The organism is Nocardia sp. NBC_00416 (assembly GCF_036032445.1).
Taxonomy (GTDB): Bacteria; Actinomycetota; Actinomycetes; order Mycobacteriales; family Mycobacteriaceae; genus Nocardia.
In genome coordinates, this window is the sequence record NZ_CP107932.1 from 1,547,651 (window position 1) to 1,566,333 (window position 18,683).

The window sequence follows — 18,683 nt, forward strand, 5'->3', positions numbered from 1 at the left end:
AGTTCCCATGACGTTCGATTCCTGTTCGACGAACCCGACCCGGTTCCGAGGCAACCCGATGACCTGCGCTTACTTCCTCGCCGTGCAGGCACCGGCGTGGGCGCGCGTCCCGGGGATCCTGTCGACACCGGACCCGGGGTGCGACGCCTCAGAAGTCATCGGTTTCGCCGCAAACAAGTCCACTCGTGACGCCCACGAACATCTCGCGCAGGTAGCGGAAGCAGCTGAAATGCGACACGGATTCGGATATTTATAACCGTCGCATCTCGTTACTTCAGGGTTATTACCGGCGCGGCCGATGGGGGCCGTCGACACAGTAATGCAATGTTGAATGCCTCGTCCCGCCGACACTCGGTGTCATTCCAATAACCCGCAGAGGATTCGGAATTCGATGCGCGGACCTTTGGTTGTAGGGGGCGGCCTGATAGGTCGGCCGCTCTCGGAACGACGAAATATTTGGAGGTCAGGTGACCCAGTCCAAGCGCAACCTTGATATCGGTCCGCAGCGACCGAGTTCAGCGCTGTCCGGCCCATCCGGATTTTCCGGCGATTTGGGATCGGGTAACGGTTCGGGCGCCCCTGACAACGGCAAAGAGTTCACGAGCCCGCCGTCGTACGATGTCCTCCGATTGACGGCGGCGCAACGAGGAATCTGGTTCGCCCAGCACCTTGCGGGATCGTCTCCCATATCTGTCGCTCAATATGTAGAAATTATCGGCGAACTGAAGCAGGAATTACTGGTCGAAGCATGCGAAACCGCCGACCGCGAGTTCGGATCCGGATATGTGCGCCTGACCGAGGTCGACGGGGAACCCTGCCAGTTCGTCGACGAAAACCATCCCGCACCGGTGTCGATCGTCGACCTCCGCCAGCACGACGAACCGGTCGCCACCGCGCACCGGCTGATGGTCGAGGACTATTCCGCGCCACTGGACCTGTTGAGCGACCACCTCATGAAGAGTTTTATTTTCCAGGTCGGCCCGGATCATTTCCTGTGGTATCAACGCGCTCACCATATTGCCTTGGACGGATTCGCCGCGGTGACAATGCTGCGTCGGATAACCGAGTTGTACAACGCTTGGGTAAACGGTGAGGAGGCGTCGCCCGCTACGGCGAAAGAACTCGGGGACATAGTCGAGCAAGATCTGTCCTACCGTGGTTCGGAGCGTTTCGAGAACGACCGCAAATATTGGACGCAACATCTGGCGGGCGCACCGCCCGTCGCCAGTCTGGCCGGGCGTGTCAGCAAACCGACCATCCACCCGGAGCTCGTCAGCGGACCGCTGCCGGAGAACACCGCACAGCTGCTGGACAGTGTCGTGCTGGAACGCGGTACGAGCGTCACCCCGATCATCGTCGCGGCCTTCGCCGCCTATCTCGCCCGGATGACCGGAAGCGACGAAGTCCTGCTGAGCCTGCCGGTCTCGGGCCGGCATTCGGCGGTGCTGCGACGTTCCGGGGGCATGGTGGCCAATGTGGTCCCACTGCGTGTGCGGGTCGCCGCCCGCAGCGTCGGTGAGGTGATCGGCGCCGCACAGGGCGAGCTGACCAGCGCCCTGCGGCGACAGCGTTACCGCCAGGAGGACATATTCCACGATATGGGGATCGCCCGCGACGAGGCGGCGTCCTTCGGGCCGGCCGTGAACCTGATGATGATCGAGAACGAGGTCGTCTTCGGTAACACGACCGGGCGGTTGAACGTGCTGACGTCGGGCCCCACCGCCGACCTGTTCGTCAATATCTACCCGGGAGCCGGCAAGGACAGTACACATATCGATTTCCAGGGAAACCCGAACGTCTACAGTCCCGCGGAACTCCGTCGGCACCACGAGCGGTTCCTCATGTTCTTGCACGAGTTCCTCGCCGGAGGTGCGGACTGCCTCGTCAGCGGGCTGCCGCTGCTGGAGGAGCAGGAGCGGGCAGAACTGCTCCCGGTGCACGGCGCCGACGGCGTCGCAACCCGGCTGCTGCCCGATTTCCTGACCGACAGCGCGCACCGCGACCCGGCGGCCGACGCGATCTCCGCGCCGGAACAAACGGTCACCTACCGCGAACTCGACACCAGATCCTCCCGGCTGGCCCGTCGGCTGATCGCGCTGGGCTGTGGACCGGACACCGCGGTGGCGATCGTGCTGCGGCGCTCGGTCGATTCGGTCACCGCGGCGTGGGCGGTCGCGAAATCCGGGGCGGCGATCGTGCAGGTGGACCCGGAGTATCCGCCGAAACGCATCGAACACATGATCGTGGACAGCGGCGCCCGGGTCGCGATCACCGTCGACGCGCACACCGGAAAACTTCCGCCGCAGCTGCGGAGGCTCGTTCTCGACGACCCCGCGACCGCCCGCGACATCGCGGACGCCGGAAGCGGCCCGGTCGCCGACGACGAGCGGATCCGGCCGCTGCGGCCGTCGAACGTCGCCTACATGACCTACACGTCGGGATCCACCGGACTCCCCAAGGGCGTGCAGGTCACCCACACCGGACTCGCGAACCTCATCGCCGACCGCAGCGAAACCTACGGGATCGACCCGGCTTCCCGGGTGTCCTACGCGCTCTCACCCAGCTTCGACGCTTCCCTGGAACAGTTCCTCACCTGTTTCGCGAACGGTTCCACCCTGGTGATCGTGCCGCCCGAGGTGATCGGCGGTGAGCAGCTCACTCGGCTGCTCGCCGACGAACACGTCACCCACCTGACTTTGACACCGGCGATGCTGGCCACTGTCGACCCGACCCCGCTGACCGATCTACGCGTCGTCGTCGTCGGCGGCGACGTATGCCCCCCGCACGTCGTCGAGCGGTGGACCCGGAGCTGGTCGATGTACAACGAATACGGGCCCACCGAAACCACCGTGACCGCCGCCGGCGCCACGATCACCCCCGACCACGATCTCACCGTCGGCGGCCCGATCCGGGGTGTGTCGGCGATGGTCCTGGACCGGGCCCTGCAACCGGTCCCGAAGGGCACCGCGGGGGAGCTGTACCTGGCCGGTCCGGGCCTGGCCCGGGGTTACAGTCATCGGTTCGCCGAAACCTCGGCCCGGTTCGTCGCCGACCCCTACGGCGAGTCGGGTGAACGGATGTACCGCACCGGCGATATCGCGCGCTGGGCCGGCGACAGCTCCGAGATGACACTGGAGTTGATGGGGCGCAGCGATTTCCAGGTCAAGATTCGCGGCTACCGGATCGAACCCGGCGAGATCGACGCGGCGCTCACCGGTCACGAGAACGTGGACCTCTCCGTCACCGTGCCCGTGCACAACAATGCCGGCGCCACCGTTCTGGCGTCCTATGTCGTTCCCGTCAGCGGCCGCCGCCTCGATCCACTCGACCTCCAGCGTTTCGCCCGCAAACGGCTGGCGCCGCATATGGTCCCGGCCGTGATATTGCCGCTGGACAGCCTGCCCGTGAACGCGTTCGGCAAACTCGACCGCAATGCGCTGCCCGATCCCGAATTCGGGAACGAACCGGCGGGCCGGCCGCCGGTCACTCCCCGGGAGATCCTGATGGCGGGACTGTTCGCCGAGGTGCTGGGCGTACCGCAGGTGGGCGCCGACGACAGCTTCTTCGCCCTGGGCGGCGACAGCATCCTCTCGATTCAGCTGGTGGCACGAGCCAAGGTCGTGGGTCTGGGGTTCTCCACCCAGGATGTGTTCGAGCACAAGACCGTCGCGGGACTGGCCACCATGGCGACCGAGGCCGGCGACACCCCCCGCCTCGCCGAACTGCCCGGCGGCGGGGTGGGAACGATGCCGCTGTCGCCGATCGCGCACGCCATGCTCGGTCGCGGCCACTTCGACCGATTCGCGCAGGCGAGCCTCATCCAGCTTCCGGAGCAGGTCGATCGCGCGGATCTCGTGCGCGCGCTGCGAACCCTGCTGGACCGCCACGACATATTGCGCGCCGTGTTGCGCGGCACCGGGTCCGTCGATCGCTATGTCGAGGTGCGCGATCGTGGCGCGCTGGATGCCGGCGCGGTGTTGACCGACGTCGTGCTCGATCGGCGTGACGCGGACGAAGTCGACAGGCGCCTCCAGGAGGCCGCGGACAGATTGGATCCCGGCAACGGTGTTCTCGTCCAGGCCGTCCGGATGCAGGGTCGGGACGGCCCGGGCCCCGACCTGATGTGGCTGGTGATCCACCACCTCGCCGTCGACGGGGTGTCGTGGCGGATCCTGCTGTCCGATCTGGCGCAGGCCGCCGGCGGCGACGCGCTCACCGGCGCGGGCACCACCTCTGTCCGGCGCTGGGCCCACGGCCTGGTCGAACAGGCGCCGCACCGCGCCGCCGCGGAACTCGACCGGTGGAAAGACGTCCTCGGCCGGGGCGAGCGGTTACTCGGGGCGCGGCGCCTGGACCCGGTACGCGACGTGGCATCCACCGCCGGCCGGATACAGGTGCGTATCCCGGCGGACGTCACCGAGGCAGTGCTCACCACCATCCCGGCCCGTTTTCACGGCGGCGCCAACGACGCGCTGCTGACGGCGCTGGCGCTGGCCCTGGGCCAGTGGCGGCGCGGCCGCGGCGGCATCCCGGCCGACGGTGAGCTGATCGCTCTGGAAGGGCACGGCCGCGAAGAAAACGCCGTGCCCGGCGCCGATCTCAGCGCCACGGTGGGCTGGTTCACCACCCGGTTCCCGGTCCGGCTCGAACTCGGTGACATCGATATCGATGACGCGTTCGCCGGCGGAGCGGCCGCCGGGCAGGCGCTCAAACATGTGAAGGAGCAGCTGCGGGCGGTGCCGGACAACGGCATCGGCTACGGAATGCTGCGCAGTCTGGATTCCCGGGGCCACGCCGAGCTCGGGAGTTCACCGGAACCTCAGGTGAGTTTCAACTACCTGGGCCGGGTGGGTGTCCACGAACGCTCGGGGGCGTGGACACCCACCACCGAATTCACTTCGCTGACCGGGACGAGCGATCCGCGGATGACGCTGCCCGCCGTACTCGATATCAACGCGATCGCCGAGCCGGGTGCCGACGGGCTCGAACTCGACGCGACATGGGAATTCGCCTCGCGTGTGCTCAGTGCCGACGAGGTCGGCGAACTGGCCGGGCTGTGGGTGCGGGCGCTGCGGGCACTCGCCGACCACATCCGTGCCGAATCCGCGGGCGGGTTCACCCCGTCGGACTTCCCGCTGGTCGCGGTATCGCAGGACGACATCGACGGCTGGTTGCGGGAATACCCGACCCTGACCGATGTGTGGCCGCTGACCGCGCTGCAGTCCGGGCTGCTGTTCCACGCCCTGTACGACACCGCCGGCGGCGACGGTTACACCGTGCAGGCGGCACTGACGCTGGCCGGGGAGGCGGACGCCACGCGGATGCGGCAGGCCACCCAAACGCTCATCGACCGGCACGACAGCCTGCGGACCGCGTTCGTCGAAAGCCCGGACGGGCCACGCCAGCTCGTGCTGCGTGACATTCGGGTCGAATGGGACCACTCCGATATCAGCGGGATCGGCGACGCGGGTGAACGCGACCACGAACTCCAGCGGATCGCGGCCGCGGAGGCGGCGCCGTTCGACCCGGCGCATCCGCCGCTGGTGCGTTTCCACCTCGTCCGCACCGGCGCCGCGGAACTGCAACTGCTCGTCACCAATCACCACATCGTGCTGGACGGCTGGTCGATGCCGCTGCTGATCCACGAACTGTTGTCGCTGTACACGGCCGACAACGATGCGGCCGTACTCGCGCCCCCGCGGTCCTACCGGGACTACCTGCAGTGGCTGCACACGCAGGACACCGCCGCCGCCACCGCCGCCTGGCAGCGGATGCTCGCCGGGATCGAGAACCCGACACAGGTCACGGGCCGGCCGGATCAGGCGGTCATTTCCGACAACGGCGATGTCGGTCTGAATCTGGACCCCGCGACCAGCGCCGCGGTCACCGGCCTCGGGCGCTCCCACGGTGTCACCGCGAACACGGCCGTGCAGGTGGCGTGGGCGCTGCTGCTCACCACCCTGACCGGCCGCTCGGATGTGGTGTTCGGCAATACGGTGTCCAACCGTCCGCCGCAGGTCCTGGGCGTCGAGCGCATGGTCGGCCTGTTCATCAACACACTGCCTGTGCGTGTCCGTATCGACCCGCACGAAACCATCTCCGAACTGCTCGTGCGGGTGCAGTCCGAGCAGGCCGCCATGCTGGATCACCAGCACATCGGCCTGGCGGAGCTCCAACGAGCCACCGGGATCGCCGATATGTTCGACACGGTGACCGTGCTGGAGTCCTACCCGCTGGACCGGGAGGGCCTGAAACGCGATATCGGTGACGCCGGTCTGCGATTCGTCGATGTCGACGCCCGCGACGCCACCCCGTATCCGCTGAGCCTGCAGGTGACGCCACCGTCACCGGCTCTCGTCGAGCGACCCGAACCCGGGCAGCCCCCCGACACCCACCTGGTGACCTTGCGGTACGCCACCGACCGGTTCGGCGTGGACGAGGCCCGCACCCTGCTCGAACGATTCGAACTGATCCTGGCGCAGCTGGTCAGCGAACCCACTCGCCGGGTCGCCGCGATCTCCTCGTCCCGGGATTCCGGAGGCACCCGGTTGCTGCCCGTGGGCAGTGAAGCGCCGGCGCCGGACCGCACGCTGCGCGAGATCCTGTCGAGCACAGCGCACAGATATCCGGACGCGGTCGCCGTCCGCGCCGGCGAAACCGTCCTGACCTACCGTGAGCTGGAGGACCGCGCCGACCGGGTCGCCGGTCTGCTGCGTGAGCGCGGTGCGCGCCCGGAATCGTTCGTGGCGCTGCTCGTTCCCCGTTCGGCGGAGCTGGTCGTGGCGATCTGGGCGGTGGCGAAAACCGGTGCCGCCTTCGTGCCGCTGGACCCCGCCGCCCCCGCCGAGCGGGTCGCCGAACTGCTGTCCGATTCGCGTAGCACGCTGGGCGTCACGATCGGCGCGGTCGCACCGCGCCTTCCGGAAACCGTCGACTGGCTGGTCCTGGACTCCGCGCCGGACCGGACGCAACCGGCCGACACCGCGGCGCCGGCCGATCCACTGCTCCCCGACAACGCGGCCTACGTGATCTACACATCCGGGTCGACCGGCAAACCGAAGGCGGTCCACGTCGGTCATCGCGGCCTGGCCGACCTCGTCGACGCCCAGGCCGAAGCGTTCGACGCGGACACCTCGTCGGCGGTGCTGCAGGTCGCGTCCCCGGGGTTCGACGCCTGCCTGTCGGAACTGCTGCTGGCGCACAGCAGCGGCGCCTGCCTCGTGGTGGCGCCGCCGGAAGTTTACGGTGGAGCCGATCTCGAAGAACTGCTGCGGGCGCAGCGGGTGACCCACGCGATCATCACGCCGTCGGCGCTGAACACCATGGATCCGTCCCGGCTGCCGGAGCTCGAAGCGGTCGCGGTGGTGGGTGAGGCCACCGGCGCCGACACCGTGAACCGGTGGGCCGCCGGACGTCGGCTGATGAACCATTACGGACCGACGGAAACCACGATCTGGGCGACGGGCTCGCCGGTGCTGCAGCCCGGTGAACCGGTGACCATCGGCGGCCCGATCCGCGGAGTGGCGGTGGCGGTGCTCGATATGTGGCTGCGCCCCGTACCGGTCGGGGTCGTCGGCGAACTCTATCTGGGTGGTCCCGGCCTCGCCCGCGGATACTTCGACCGACCGGGCACGACCGCGTCCCGCTTCGTCGCCGACCCCGGGTCGGCCGACGGCGCACGGATCTACCGCACCGGCGACTCGGTGCGGTGGGTGCGCGACCGCACCGGTTTCGCGCTGGAGTTCCTGGGCCGTAACGATCAGCAGGTCAAGATCCACGGCCTGCGGATCGAGCCCGGAGAGATCGATGCCCACCTGGCGCGACACCCCGCTGTGGCGAGCGTAGCCACCGTCGCCCAGCAAGGTCCCGCCGGTGAACCGGTGCTGGTGTCCTATGTCGTTCCCGCACCGGGTTCGGCCCTGGACGCCACGGCCCTGCACGATCACCTCGAAGGCACGCTCGCCCACTACATGAATCCCACGGCGATCGTGGAGATCGAGGACATGCCGGTCACCCCCACCGGCAAGATCGACCGGAAAGCGTTGCGGCAGCGCACATTCACCGCCGAAGCCACAGCCGGCAGGCCCCCGGCGACGCCTGCCGAACGGATCATGGCGCAACTGTTCGCCGACGTACTCCATCTCGACAACGTGTCGGCGGAGAGCAACTTCTTCACCCTCGGCGGTGACAGCATCGTCTCGATGCGACTGGTCGCCCTCGCGAAATCCGCCGGCCTCACCCTCACCCCGCGCGATGTGTTCGAAGGTAAAACGGTCGAGGCCCTCGCCGAGATCGCCCGCACCGAACCGACCGCCGCGGTGTCGGACCCGCAGCCGCGGATCCGCCGGCCCGAAGGACGCGCCGCTCGCCCCTCGGATTTCCCGCTCGTCGCGCTCGCCCAATCCGATATCGATCATCTCGAACGGGAATATCACGCCCTGTCCGACGTATGGCCGTTGTCCCCGATGCAATCCGGCATCCATTTCCACTCGACCTACAACTCCGACACTGCGGACAACTACACCGTCCAGACCTCGATCGGGTTCTCCGGCGCGGTCGACGGCGCACGCCTGCGCCGCGCCGCTCAGGCCGTGATAGACCGGCACGACATCCTGCGCGCCGCATTCGTGGAAACCGCCGCCGGACCGTGCCAGATCGTGCTGGACCGTGCGCCGGTGCGGTTCGCTGAGGTAGACCTCACCGCCGGCGACCCGGCGGCGCGACCCGATGCCGCCGCCGTCGCCGCGGCGGACGCGGCGGCCGGTTTCGACCTGACGGCTCCGCCGCTGATCCGGTTCACGCTCATCCGTATCGATTCGGACGTATACCGGCTGCTCGTCACGAACCACCACGTGATCCTGGACGGCTGGTCGATGCCGTTGCTGATGCGCGAACTGCTCGAGAATTATGGATCGCCTGCACAGATCGACACCGTCGCCCCCGCCCCCTCCTACCGTGACTACCTGGCCTGGCTGCGCCGCCAAGACCTCACCGCCTCGACCGCCGCCTGGACCGAAGCCCTGGTGGACGTCGACTCACCCACCCGGGTCTCGCGTGGGACCGGCGCATCGTCGACCTCGCCCGCCGCCGAAGTCGACGCCGAACTGTCCGCGGATCGGCTCGTCGAACTACAGCGGGTGGCGTCGGACGCGGCCGTCACCGTCAATGCGGCCGTCGCCGCGGCCTGGGCGCTGAACCTGCGGGTCCTGACCGGTGAAACCGACGTGATCTTCGGCTCCGCCGTCTCCGGACGGCCGCCGGAACTCCCGCGGGTCGAGCAGACCCTCGGCATGTTCCTGAACACGATCCCCGTCCGCGTACAGCTCGACCCCGCCGTGTCGCTGCGCGGTCTGCTGACCGCGATCCAAGCCCAGCACGCCCGCATGCTCGACCACCATCACGTCGGGCTGCCCGATATCCACCGCAGCGCCGGGGTATCCGAACTCTTCGACACCGCCGTCGCCTTCCAATCGTTCCCGGTCGACCGCCCGGCCCTGCAACAACTCGTCGACTCCGCCGGCCTGCGCGTCGACGACCTCACCGGTGTCGACGCCACCCCCTACCCGCTGAGCCTGGTCGTCGCGCCGACGCACTCGGAACGGGGTGAGGCGCGGGGATTGCGGATCACCCTCCGCTACCTCCAGGACGAATTCGACACCGTGCAGGCGCGCCGAATCCTGGACCGCTTCGTCGAGGTGCTCGCCCGGATCGCCCGGGACCCGGCCACCGCGCTCGGCGAACTCGCACTCACCGGTGACACGGTCCCGGCGCTGCCCACCGCCGACCGCGAGGTCCGCCCGAGCACCCTGGCCGGCCTCCTCACAGCCCCCGCCGCCGCCCGGCCCGACGCCGTCGCCATGACGTTCGGCGACACCGCCCTGACCTACCGGCAGCTCGACGAACAGTCCAACCGGCTCGCCCGGGTCCTGCTCCGGCACACCGGGCAGGCCGGGATCATCGCCTCCGCACTCCCACGATCAATGGAAGCGGTCGTCACGATATGGGCCGCGGCGAAGGCGGGCGTCGCGTTCCTGCCCGTCGACCCCAACCTCCCCGCCGAGCGCATCGAATTCCTGATCTCGGATTCGGGCGCCACCCTCGGAACCACCGACACCGCCTCCGCGAACTCGCTGCCCAGCGATATCGACTGGCTGATCCTCGACGACGACGACACCCGCCGCACGGTCGACGCCGCACCGCCCACACCGATCACCGAGACCGAGCGCGGCGGACCGATACCGCTGGACCGCGCGGCGTATGTGATCTACACATCCGGATCGACAGGCACGCCCAAGGGTGTACTGGTGGGCCATCGCGGCCTGGCCGATGTCGTCGACGCGCAGCGCCGGAAACTGGGCGTCGACCCGGCATCGACGGTCCTGCAGGTCGCCTCACCCAGTTTCGACGCCTCCCTGTTCGAACTGTTGATGGCGCACGGTTCGGGCGGGCGGCTGGTCATCTCACCACCTGACGTCTACGGCGGCCCCGAGCTGGCCGAGCTGATCCGGCGCGAACATGTGTCCCACGCCGTCGTCACCCCTTCCGCGCTGGCCACGATCCCGCACCAGAACCTCGACGAACTGCGAGTACTGGCCACCGCCGGGGAACCGGTCGGGCCCGAACTGGTCGACCGGTGGGCACCCGATCGCGTCATGATCAACCTCTACGGTCCCAGCGAAAGCACCATCTGGGCCACCGCGAGCGAAGCACTGGAACCCGGACAACCCATCACGATCGGCACGCCGGTCGGCCCGGTCGCCGCCGCGGTCCTCGACACCTGGCTGCGGCCGGTGCCCCAGGGCGTGGCCGGCGAACTGTACCTTTGCGGCCCGGGACTTGCCGCCGGCTACATCGGCAAGCCCGGCCTGACCGCGGCACGGTTCATCGCCTGCCCGTTCGAGGGACCCGGACACCTCATGTACCGCACCGGCGACGTCGTGCGACAGAACCGCCACGGCGACTTCGAATTCGTGGGGCGCAACGATTTCCAGGTCAAGATCCGCGGCACCCGCGTCGAACTGGGTGAGATCGACGCGGCGCTGGGGGCCCGCGCGGATGTCGCGTTCGCGGTCACCGTGCCGCGCACCGCCGAAGCGGGTCCGGTGACGCTGGTGTCGTATGTGGTGCCCGCCGCCGGGGCCACCGTATCCGGTGAAACCCTGAACACGGCGCTCGCCGAAGTACTGCCGCCGTACATGGTCCCGGCCGCCGTGCTGGTGCTCGACGACATACCGTTGACCTCCAGCGGAAAACTGGACCGCCGCCGCCTACCCGATCCGGTGTTCGCCGCCCGCGAATTCCGGCCGCCGTCGTCGTGGCTGGAGGAAGTGGTCGCCGAAGCGTTCGAGCAAGTGCTCCACCTGGACCGCGTGGGCGCCGATGACGACTTCTTCACCCTGGGCGGAGATTCACTGAGCGCATCCCTGGTGGTGGCGCGGGTCGGCGCCGCCCTGGACGTACGGGTCCCGGTGCGATCGGTATTCGAGGCGCCGACCGTCGCGCGCCTGGCCGAACTCGCCGGTGCGCTCAGCGGAGACGGCCGCGAACCGCTCACCGCCGGTGAGCGCCCCGACATCGTGCCGCTGTCACTGGCACAGCAGCGGATGTGGTTCCTGAACCGGTTCGAACCGGGATCGGCGGCCTACAACATTCCGGTGATGCTGCGACTGTCCGGCCGGCTCGACACCGAAGCGCTCGCCGCGGCGTTGCACGATGTGATCGGACGCCATGAGGTACTGCGGACCATCTACCCCGAAACAGCCGGCGAACCACGACAGGTCGTATTGGACGATCCCGGAGTGACGGTGGAACCGGTACGGGTGGAGGCCGGCTCGGCCGCGGAGATCGTCGGCGAACTCGTCCGAACCGGATTCGACGTGACCGCGCAGGTGCCGATGCGCGTCGGCCTGTTCGATATCGCACCGGACACCGGCGCGGACACCGGCCATTTCCTCCTGGCGCTGGTAGTCCACCACATCGCCGGCGACGGACAGTCCATGGGGCCACTGGCCCGCGACGTGATGGTCGCGTACGCGGCACGCGCCGCCGGACACGCCCCAGGATGGGAACCGCTGACCGTGCAATACGCGGACTTCGCCCTCTGGCAGCGCCGCGTCCTGGGCGCCGCCGACGATCCCGGATCCCTGATGTCGGCGCAACTCGAATTCTGGCGCACCACACTGGCCGACGCACCGGACCGGCTGGAACTACCCGCCGACCGGCCCCGCCCGGCCGTGGCGTCGCTGTCCGGTGGACGGATCCCCCTGGAAATCGGCGCCGGCCTGCACGGACGGCTCGTGGAACTCGCCCGCTCACGCGGATCGTCGCTGTTCATGGTGGTGCACGCGGCACTGGCAGTGGTCCTCGGACGGTTGAGCGGCAGCGACGACATCGTGATCGGCACCCCGGTCGCGGGACGCGGCGAGCGCGGCCTCGACGATCTGGTCGGCATGTTCGTCAACACACTGGTGCTGCGGACCCCCGTACCGGGCGATGAACCGTTCGCGGAGCTGCTGACCCGGACCAAGGAAACCGACCTGCGCGCATTCGAGCACTCCGACGTGCCGTTCGAACGCGTCGTGGAAGAACTGAAACCCGAACGGTCGGCCGCCCAGCATCCGCTGTTCCAGGTCGCGCTCGCATTCCAGCACCTCGGGTCGGTCGATGTGGTGTTGCCCGACGTCACGGTCTCCCGCGCCGATGTGGACACCGGAATGTGTCAATTCGACCTGCAATTGGTGGTCTCCGACTCCTACGGAGAAGGCGGCGCCGCCCAGGGCATCTCCGGAATGATGATGTACGCCCGCGACCTGTTCGACGAGGCGACCGCGGCCGGATACGCACAACGGCTGATCCGGGTCCTGGAAGCCATCGTCGACGATCCAGCCGTCCCGGTCGGCGATATCGACTGGCTCGACGCGGCCGAACGCACGGACCTGCTGGCCCGGACAGGGGCACGCCCCGCGGACGCACCGCGCACACCGGTCCTGCTGACCGAGGTGTTCGCCGCCGCCGTCCGCGAAAACACCCACGGACCCGCCGTGATCTCCGGGGACACCCGGCTGACCTACGCCGAACTCGACGAACGCTCGAACAAGCTGGCCACGCTGCTGATCCGGCGCGGCGCCGGAACCGAAGACCCCGTCCTCGTGGCGGCGCCACGGTCGGTGGAATCGATCGTCGCCTGGTGGGCGGTCGTCAAGTCCGGTGCACCGTACGTGCCGGTGGATCCCCGATACCCTGCCGCCCGCATCGACCAGATGATGTCGGATTCGGGCGCGGCCCTGGGCGTGACCGTATCGTCCGCCCGCGCCGAACTACCCGATTCGGTGCGCTGGATCGTGCTCGACGACACCAGCGTGGCCGCCGAACTCGACACCGTCGCTGCCGGCCCGATCGACGACACACAGCGCCTGCGCCCCATACGGCCCGCCAACACCGCGTACGTGGTGTTCACCTCCGGATCCACCGGAGTACCGAAAGGCGTCGCCGTCAGCCACTCCGGCATCGCCGACTTCCTGACCGCGCAACGCGTCGACCCCGACCTCGGACCCGCCTCCCGGGTGCTGCAATTCGCCTCACCCGCCTTCGACGCGTCACTCATGGAAATCCTGATGGCGATCGGGCGGGCGTCCACCCTGGTCGTAGCGCCGACAGGCATCTACGGCGGGAACGAACTCGCCGACCTCCTGCGCGAACAACAGGTCACCCACGCGTTCGTGACACCCGCCGCGCTGGCATCGGTCGACCCGGCCGCACTCGACGGCCTGCGAACCGTCATGTCCGGCGGCGAAGAGGTACCGGCCGACCTGGTGAACCGGTGGTCGGGCACCGACACCGCCGGATCCCGGAAATTCCGGATCCTCTACGGCCCCACCGAAACCACCATGGTCGCCACCGCGACAGCCCCGATACAACCCGGCGACCGGCCCTCGATCGGTGGCCCCCTGCCCGGAATACAGGCGCTCGTACTGGACGACCGGTTGCAGCCGGTACCGGTCGGGGTGGCCGGCGAACTGTATCTGACCGGGCCGGCACTGGCCCGCGGATACCTGAACAAGGTCGGCACGAGCGCCGCGCGATTCGTGGCCGCCCCGTTCGCGGACCCGGGACACCGCATGTACCGCACCGGAGACGTGGTGCGCTGGAACACCACCGGAAACCTGGAATTCATGGGACGCAACGACTTCCAGGTGAAAGTGCGCGGATTCCGCGTCGAACTGGGCGAGATCGACGCGGCACTGACAGCACGCGCGGACGTCTCGTTCGCGGCGACGGTGCCGTATCGCGACGGCACCGGACCGGTCCGCCTGGTTTCCTATGTGGTACCGACCGCGGGAGCAACTCTGTCGGGCGCGGACCTGAACGCGGCACTCGCCGAAACCCTGCCGTCCTACATGGTGCCCGCGACAGTCATGGTCCTCGACGAGATCCCCCTGTCACCGAACGGAAAACTCGACCGCAAAGCGCTACCCGAACCCGTCCTGGAAACCAGACAGTTCCGGACCCCGGCCTCACCGGTGGAGGAGATCGTCGCCGGTGTGTTCACCGAAGTACTCGGCATCACCGCCACCGTCGGCGCCGACGACGACTTCTTCGAACTGGGCGGCAACAGCCTGGTCGCCACCCGCGTCGCCGCACGCATCGGCGCTGCCCTCGACGTCAACGTCCCGGTATCGATGATCTTCGAAGCACCGACCGTCGCGAAACTCGCCGCACGCGCCGAATCACACGCCGACACCGGCCGAGTCGCACTGACCGCCCAACCGCGACCCGACCGCATCCCACTGTCCTACGCGCAGCAGCGGATGTGGTTCCTCAACCGGTTCGAACCCGACTCCGCCGCCTACAGCATCCCGATCGTGATCCGGCTGACCGGACAGCTCGACGTCGACGCACTGCAAGCCGCGATCGTCGACGTCCTGACCCGGCACGAGGTACTGCGAACCGTCTACCCGCAAACCGGGGGAGAACCGGCACAGGTCGTCCTGCCCGCCGACCGAGCAACCCCGCCGGCGGCCGTGATCCCGGTCGCGGAAGCCGAACTGGCCGAATCGGTGGCGGTGTTCGTCACCCAGGTCTTCGACGTGACCACCGAAGCGCCCTTCCGCGTGCGGCTGTTCGAACTCGGCCCCGACGAATGGGTACTGGCAGTCGTCATGCACCACATCTCCGGAGACGGATCATCACTGGCCCCCCTCGCATGGGACATGATGACCGCGTACTCGGCACGGCTGTACCGCGAAGAACCCGGCTGGAAACCGCTCACGGTCCAGTACGCGGACTACGCGATCTGGCAACAGACAGTACTGGGCGCCGAAGACGACCCCGAATCGCTGCTGCACGCCCAGATCGACTACTGGACGACCCAGCTCGCGGACCTGCCCGCGCTCCTGGAACTACCCGCCGACCGACCGCGCCCCGCCATGCAGTCCTACCAGGGCGCCAACGTCGCGCTGACCATCGACGCCGAACTCCACGCCGGGCTGGAACAGATCGCGCGAGCCCACAACACGACCCTGTTCATGGTGTTCCACGCGGCCCTGGCAGCCACCCTGGCCCGACTTGCGCATACCGACGACATAGCGATCGGCACACCCTACGCCGGACGCGGTGAACCCGAACTCGACGATCTGGTCGGCATGTTCGTCAACACCCTCGTACTACGGACACAGCTCACACCCGGAATGTCGTTCACCGAACTGATCGACAGCGTGCGCGGCACCGACCTGGCCGCCTTCGGGCACGCGGACGTACCCTTCGAACGGCTGGTGCAGGAACTGAACCCGGTCCGGTCCCACACCCACCACCCCCTGTTCCAGGTGATGCTCGCCTTCCAGAACCTCACCACCACCGACTTCGAACTACCCGGACTCTCGATGTCGGCCGTCGAAGCCGATATCGGCACCTCACTGTTCGACCTGCAGGTCACCGTATCGGACTCCTACGATCCCACCGGCGCCCCGGCAGGCCTCACCGGCGGCATCACCTACGCGACCGACCTCTTCGACGCGGCGACCGTGACCGCCGTCGCCGACCGGCTCCTGCGCGTGCTCGACGCACTGGTCACCGACCCCGCACAAGCCGTCCACGAGGTGAACCTGCTCACCACCGACGAACGAGAAGCCGTCCTGACCCGGTGGAACGCCACCGACCACCCGCTGGACCCCGACGAAACCCTCGCATCGGTATTCGCCCACGCGGCGCGCGAACACGCGAACCGCACCGCGATCGTAGCCGGCGACCGGACGCTGACCTACGCACAATTCGCGTCCCGCGTGCACCGGCTGGCCCGATGGCTGATCGCCCGCGGCGTGGGCCCGGAATCACTGGTCGCACTGCGCATGCGGCGCTCCGTGGACCAGGTCACCGCCATGTACGCGGTACACGCCGCGGGCGGCGGGTACGTACCGGTCGACCCCGACCACCCCGCCGAACGCATCGACTACATGCTGGCGACAGCCGACCCGGTCGTGGTGCTGTCCGGCCTCGACGACATCGACCTGTCCGGGTTCGCCGACACACCCGTCACCGACAGCGACCGGCTCGGACCGCTACGCCCCCACAACACCGCCTACGTACTGTTCACCTCCGGATCCACCGGACGCCCCAAAGGCGTCGCCGTGGCGCACCAGGCCGTGCTGAATCAGCTGCACTGGATAATCGACACCTACACGCTGACACCCGCGGACGCGATCCTGCAGAAAACCCCCGCAACCTTCGACGTATCGGTGTGGGAACTGTTCGCGACCCTGGCAGTGGGCGCTCGCATGGTGATCGCACAACCCTACGGACACACCGACCCGGCCTACCTCGCCGACGCCATCGCCACCCACCGCATCACCGCCACCTCCTTCGTACCGTCGATGCTGGCCGCGTTCGCCGACGCGGCGCCCGCCGAATCACTGCGATCGCTGCGGGCGGTGCTCGTGGGCGGCGAGGCATTCGGCGCCGAAGTGGTGGCCGCCGCGCGGCGGGTACTGCCCGACGCCGAACTGCACAACCTGTACGGGCCGACCGAGTTCACCCTCCACGCGACCGCGCACCCGGTACACCAGGACCACTCGGGAAGCGTCCCGATGGGCGCACCGGTCTGGAACGTGCAGGCATACATCCTCGACTCCCGGTTACGTCCCGTCCCACCCGGAGTAGCGGGGGAGTTGTACCTGGCAGGCGTACAGGTCGCGCGCGGCTATCAAGCCCGCCCGGGCCTCACCGCGGAAAGGTTCGTGCCCGACCCCTACGCCGACGACGGACGCCGCATGTACCGCACCGGCGACCTCGCGCGCTGGAACCATGCCGGCGAACTGGAATACCTGGGCCGCACCGATTTCCAGGTGAAGCTGCGCGGTCTGCGCATCGAACTCGGCGAAATCGAGGCAGTACTCGCCGAGCCCGACACCATCGCCCGGGCGATCGCAGCGGTGCACACCGCCGGCGGCGGCCAACTCGTCGGCTATCTCGTCCCCACCGCCGGCGCCACAGCCGACACCGAAGCGATCCTGGCGCACGCCGCCACCGAACTGCCCGACTACATGGTGCCCACCACGCTGATGGTGCTCGACGCCGTACCGCTCACCGCCTCCGGCAAACTGGACCGCACCCGACTGCCCGAGCCGGCCATCGCGGTAGGGGAGTACCGGGAGCCGTCGTCGTGGCTGGAAACAGAAGTCGCCCGAGCCTTCGAGCGTGTGCTCGGCGTGGAGCGGGTCGGCGCCGACGACGATTTCTACGCGCTGGGCGGCAACTCGCTGCGCTCGGTGCAGGTCGTGAGCGCGCTGAAGAAGGAACTCGACTACGAGGTGCCGGTCAGCTGGATGCTCTCGGACCCACGACCGGCCGACCTCGCGAAGCGGATCGAATCGGGGATGCGGTCCGGTCACACCGAGACCGAGCAGAGCACCTTCGGTTTCGATGTCGTGCTGCCGATCCGGACCAGCGGTCAACTACCCCCGCTGTTCTGCATCCACCCGGCGTCGGGCCTGGCCTGGTGCTATCGCCCCCTCGACGAGTACCTGTCCGGCGACCGACCGATATACGGCATCCAAGCGCCGCAGATCAGCGGTGACGGCCCCGTCCCGGCCTCGATCGAAGAAACGGCCCGCCGCTACTTCGACGAGATCCGAACCGTCCAACCGCACGGGCCCTACCACATTTTGGGGTGGTCGCTGGGCGGCCAGATCGCCCAGGCCGTCGCCGTCGAAATGCGCGCGGCCGGCGAACAGGTCGCGCTCCTGGCGCTCTTGGACGCCGAGGCCGACGGCGTCGACGAATCGATCGTCTCCACGGTCACCGCAGGGGAGCTGGTCAGCAACCTCGGCCCGGTCATGGGCATCGATTTCGTGAGTTCCGACGCGACCGCCGAGGAAGCCGCCGACCTGATCGGACAGCACCTGGGAACCAGCCTCGGTATCGACGCCGCGTCGATCCAGCGCATGACCGACGCCTACAACCAGTCGATCCGCGCCGCCGCAGTCTGGCGGCCGCAACCGGTGGACAGCGACATGCTGTACTTCACCGCGACGAGCGACCGCCGAGCCGACGCAACGGGGCACCGAGGGTGGGCGCCGGTGGTCCACGGAAAGATCTCGAACTTCGATATCGACGCGACCCACCTCGCCATGACCGAACCGGCGGCCGTCGCCCAGATCGCCAGGGTGCTCAACGAACGACTCTGAGGGTCC

Annotated in this window: 1 protein-coding gene; it reads left to right on the forward strand. The window is 68.4% G+C overall.

What is annotated here, in order from left to right; all coding sequences use genetic code 11:
• The first annotated feature begins 629 nt into the window (after positions 1-629).
• Positions 630-18,677 (forward strand): amino acid adenylation domain-containing protein, encoded by an 18,048-nt coding sequence (locus tag OG804_RS06925; protein WP_442941858.1) that lies wholly within the window; start codon positions 630-632, stop codon positions 18,675-18,677.
• The last annotated feature ends 6 nt before the right edge of the window (positions 18,678-18,683 follow it).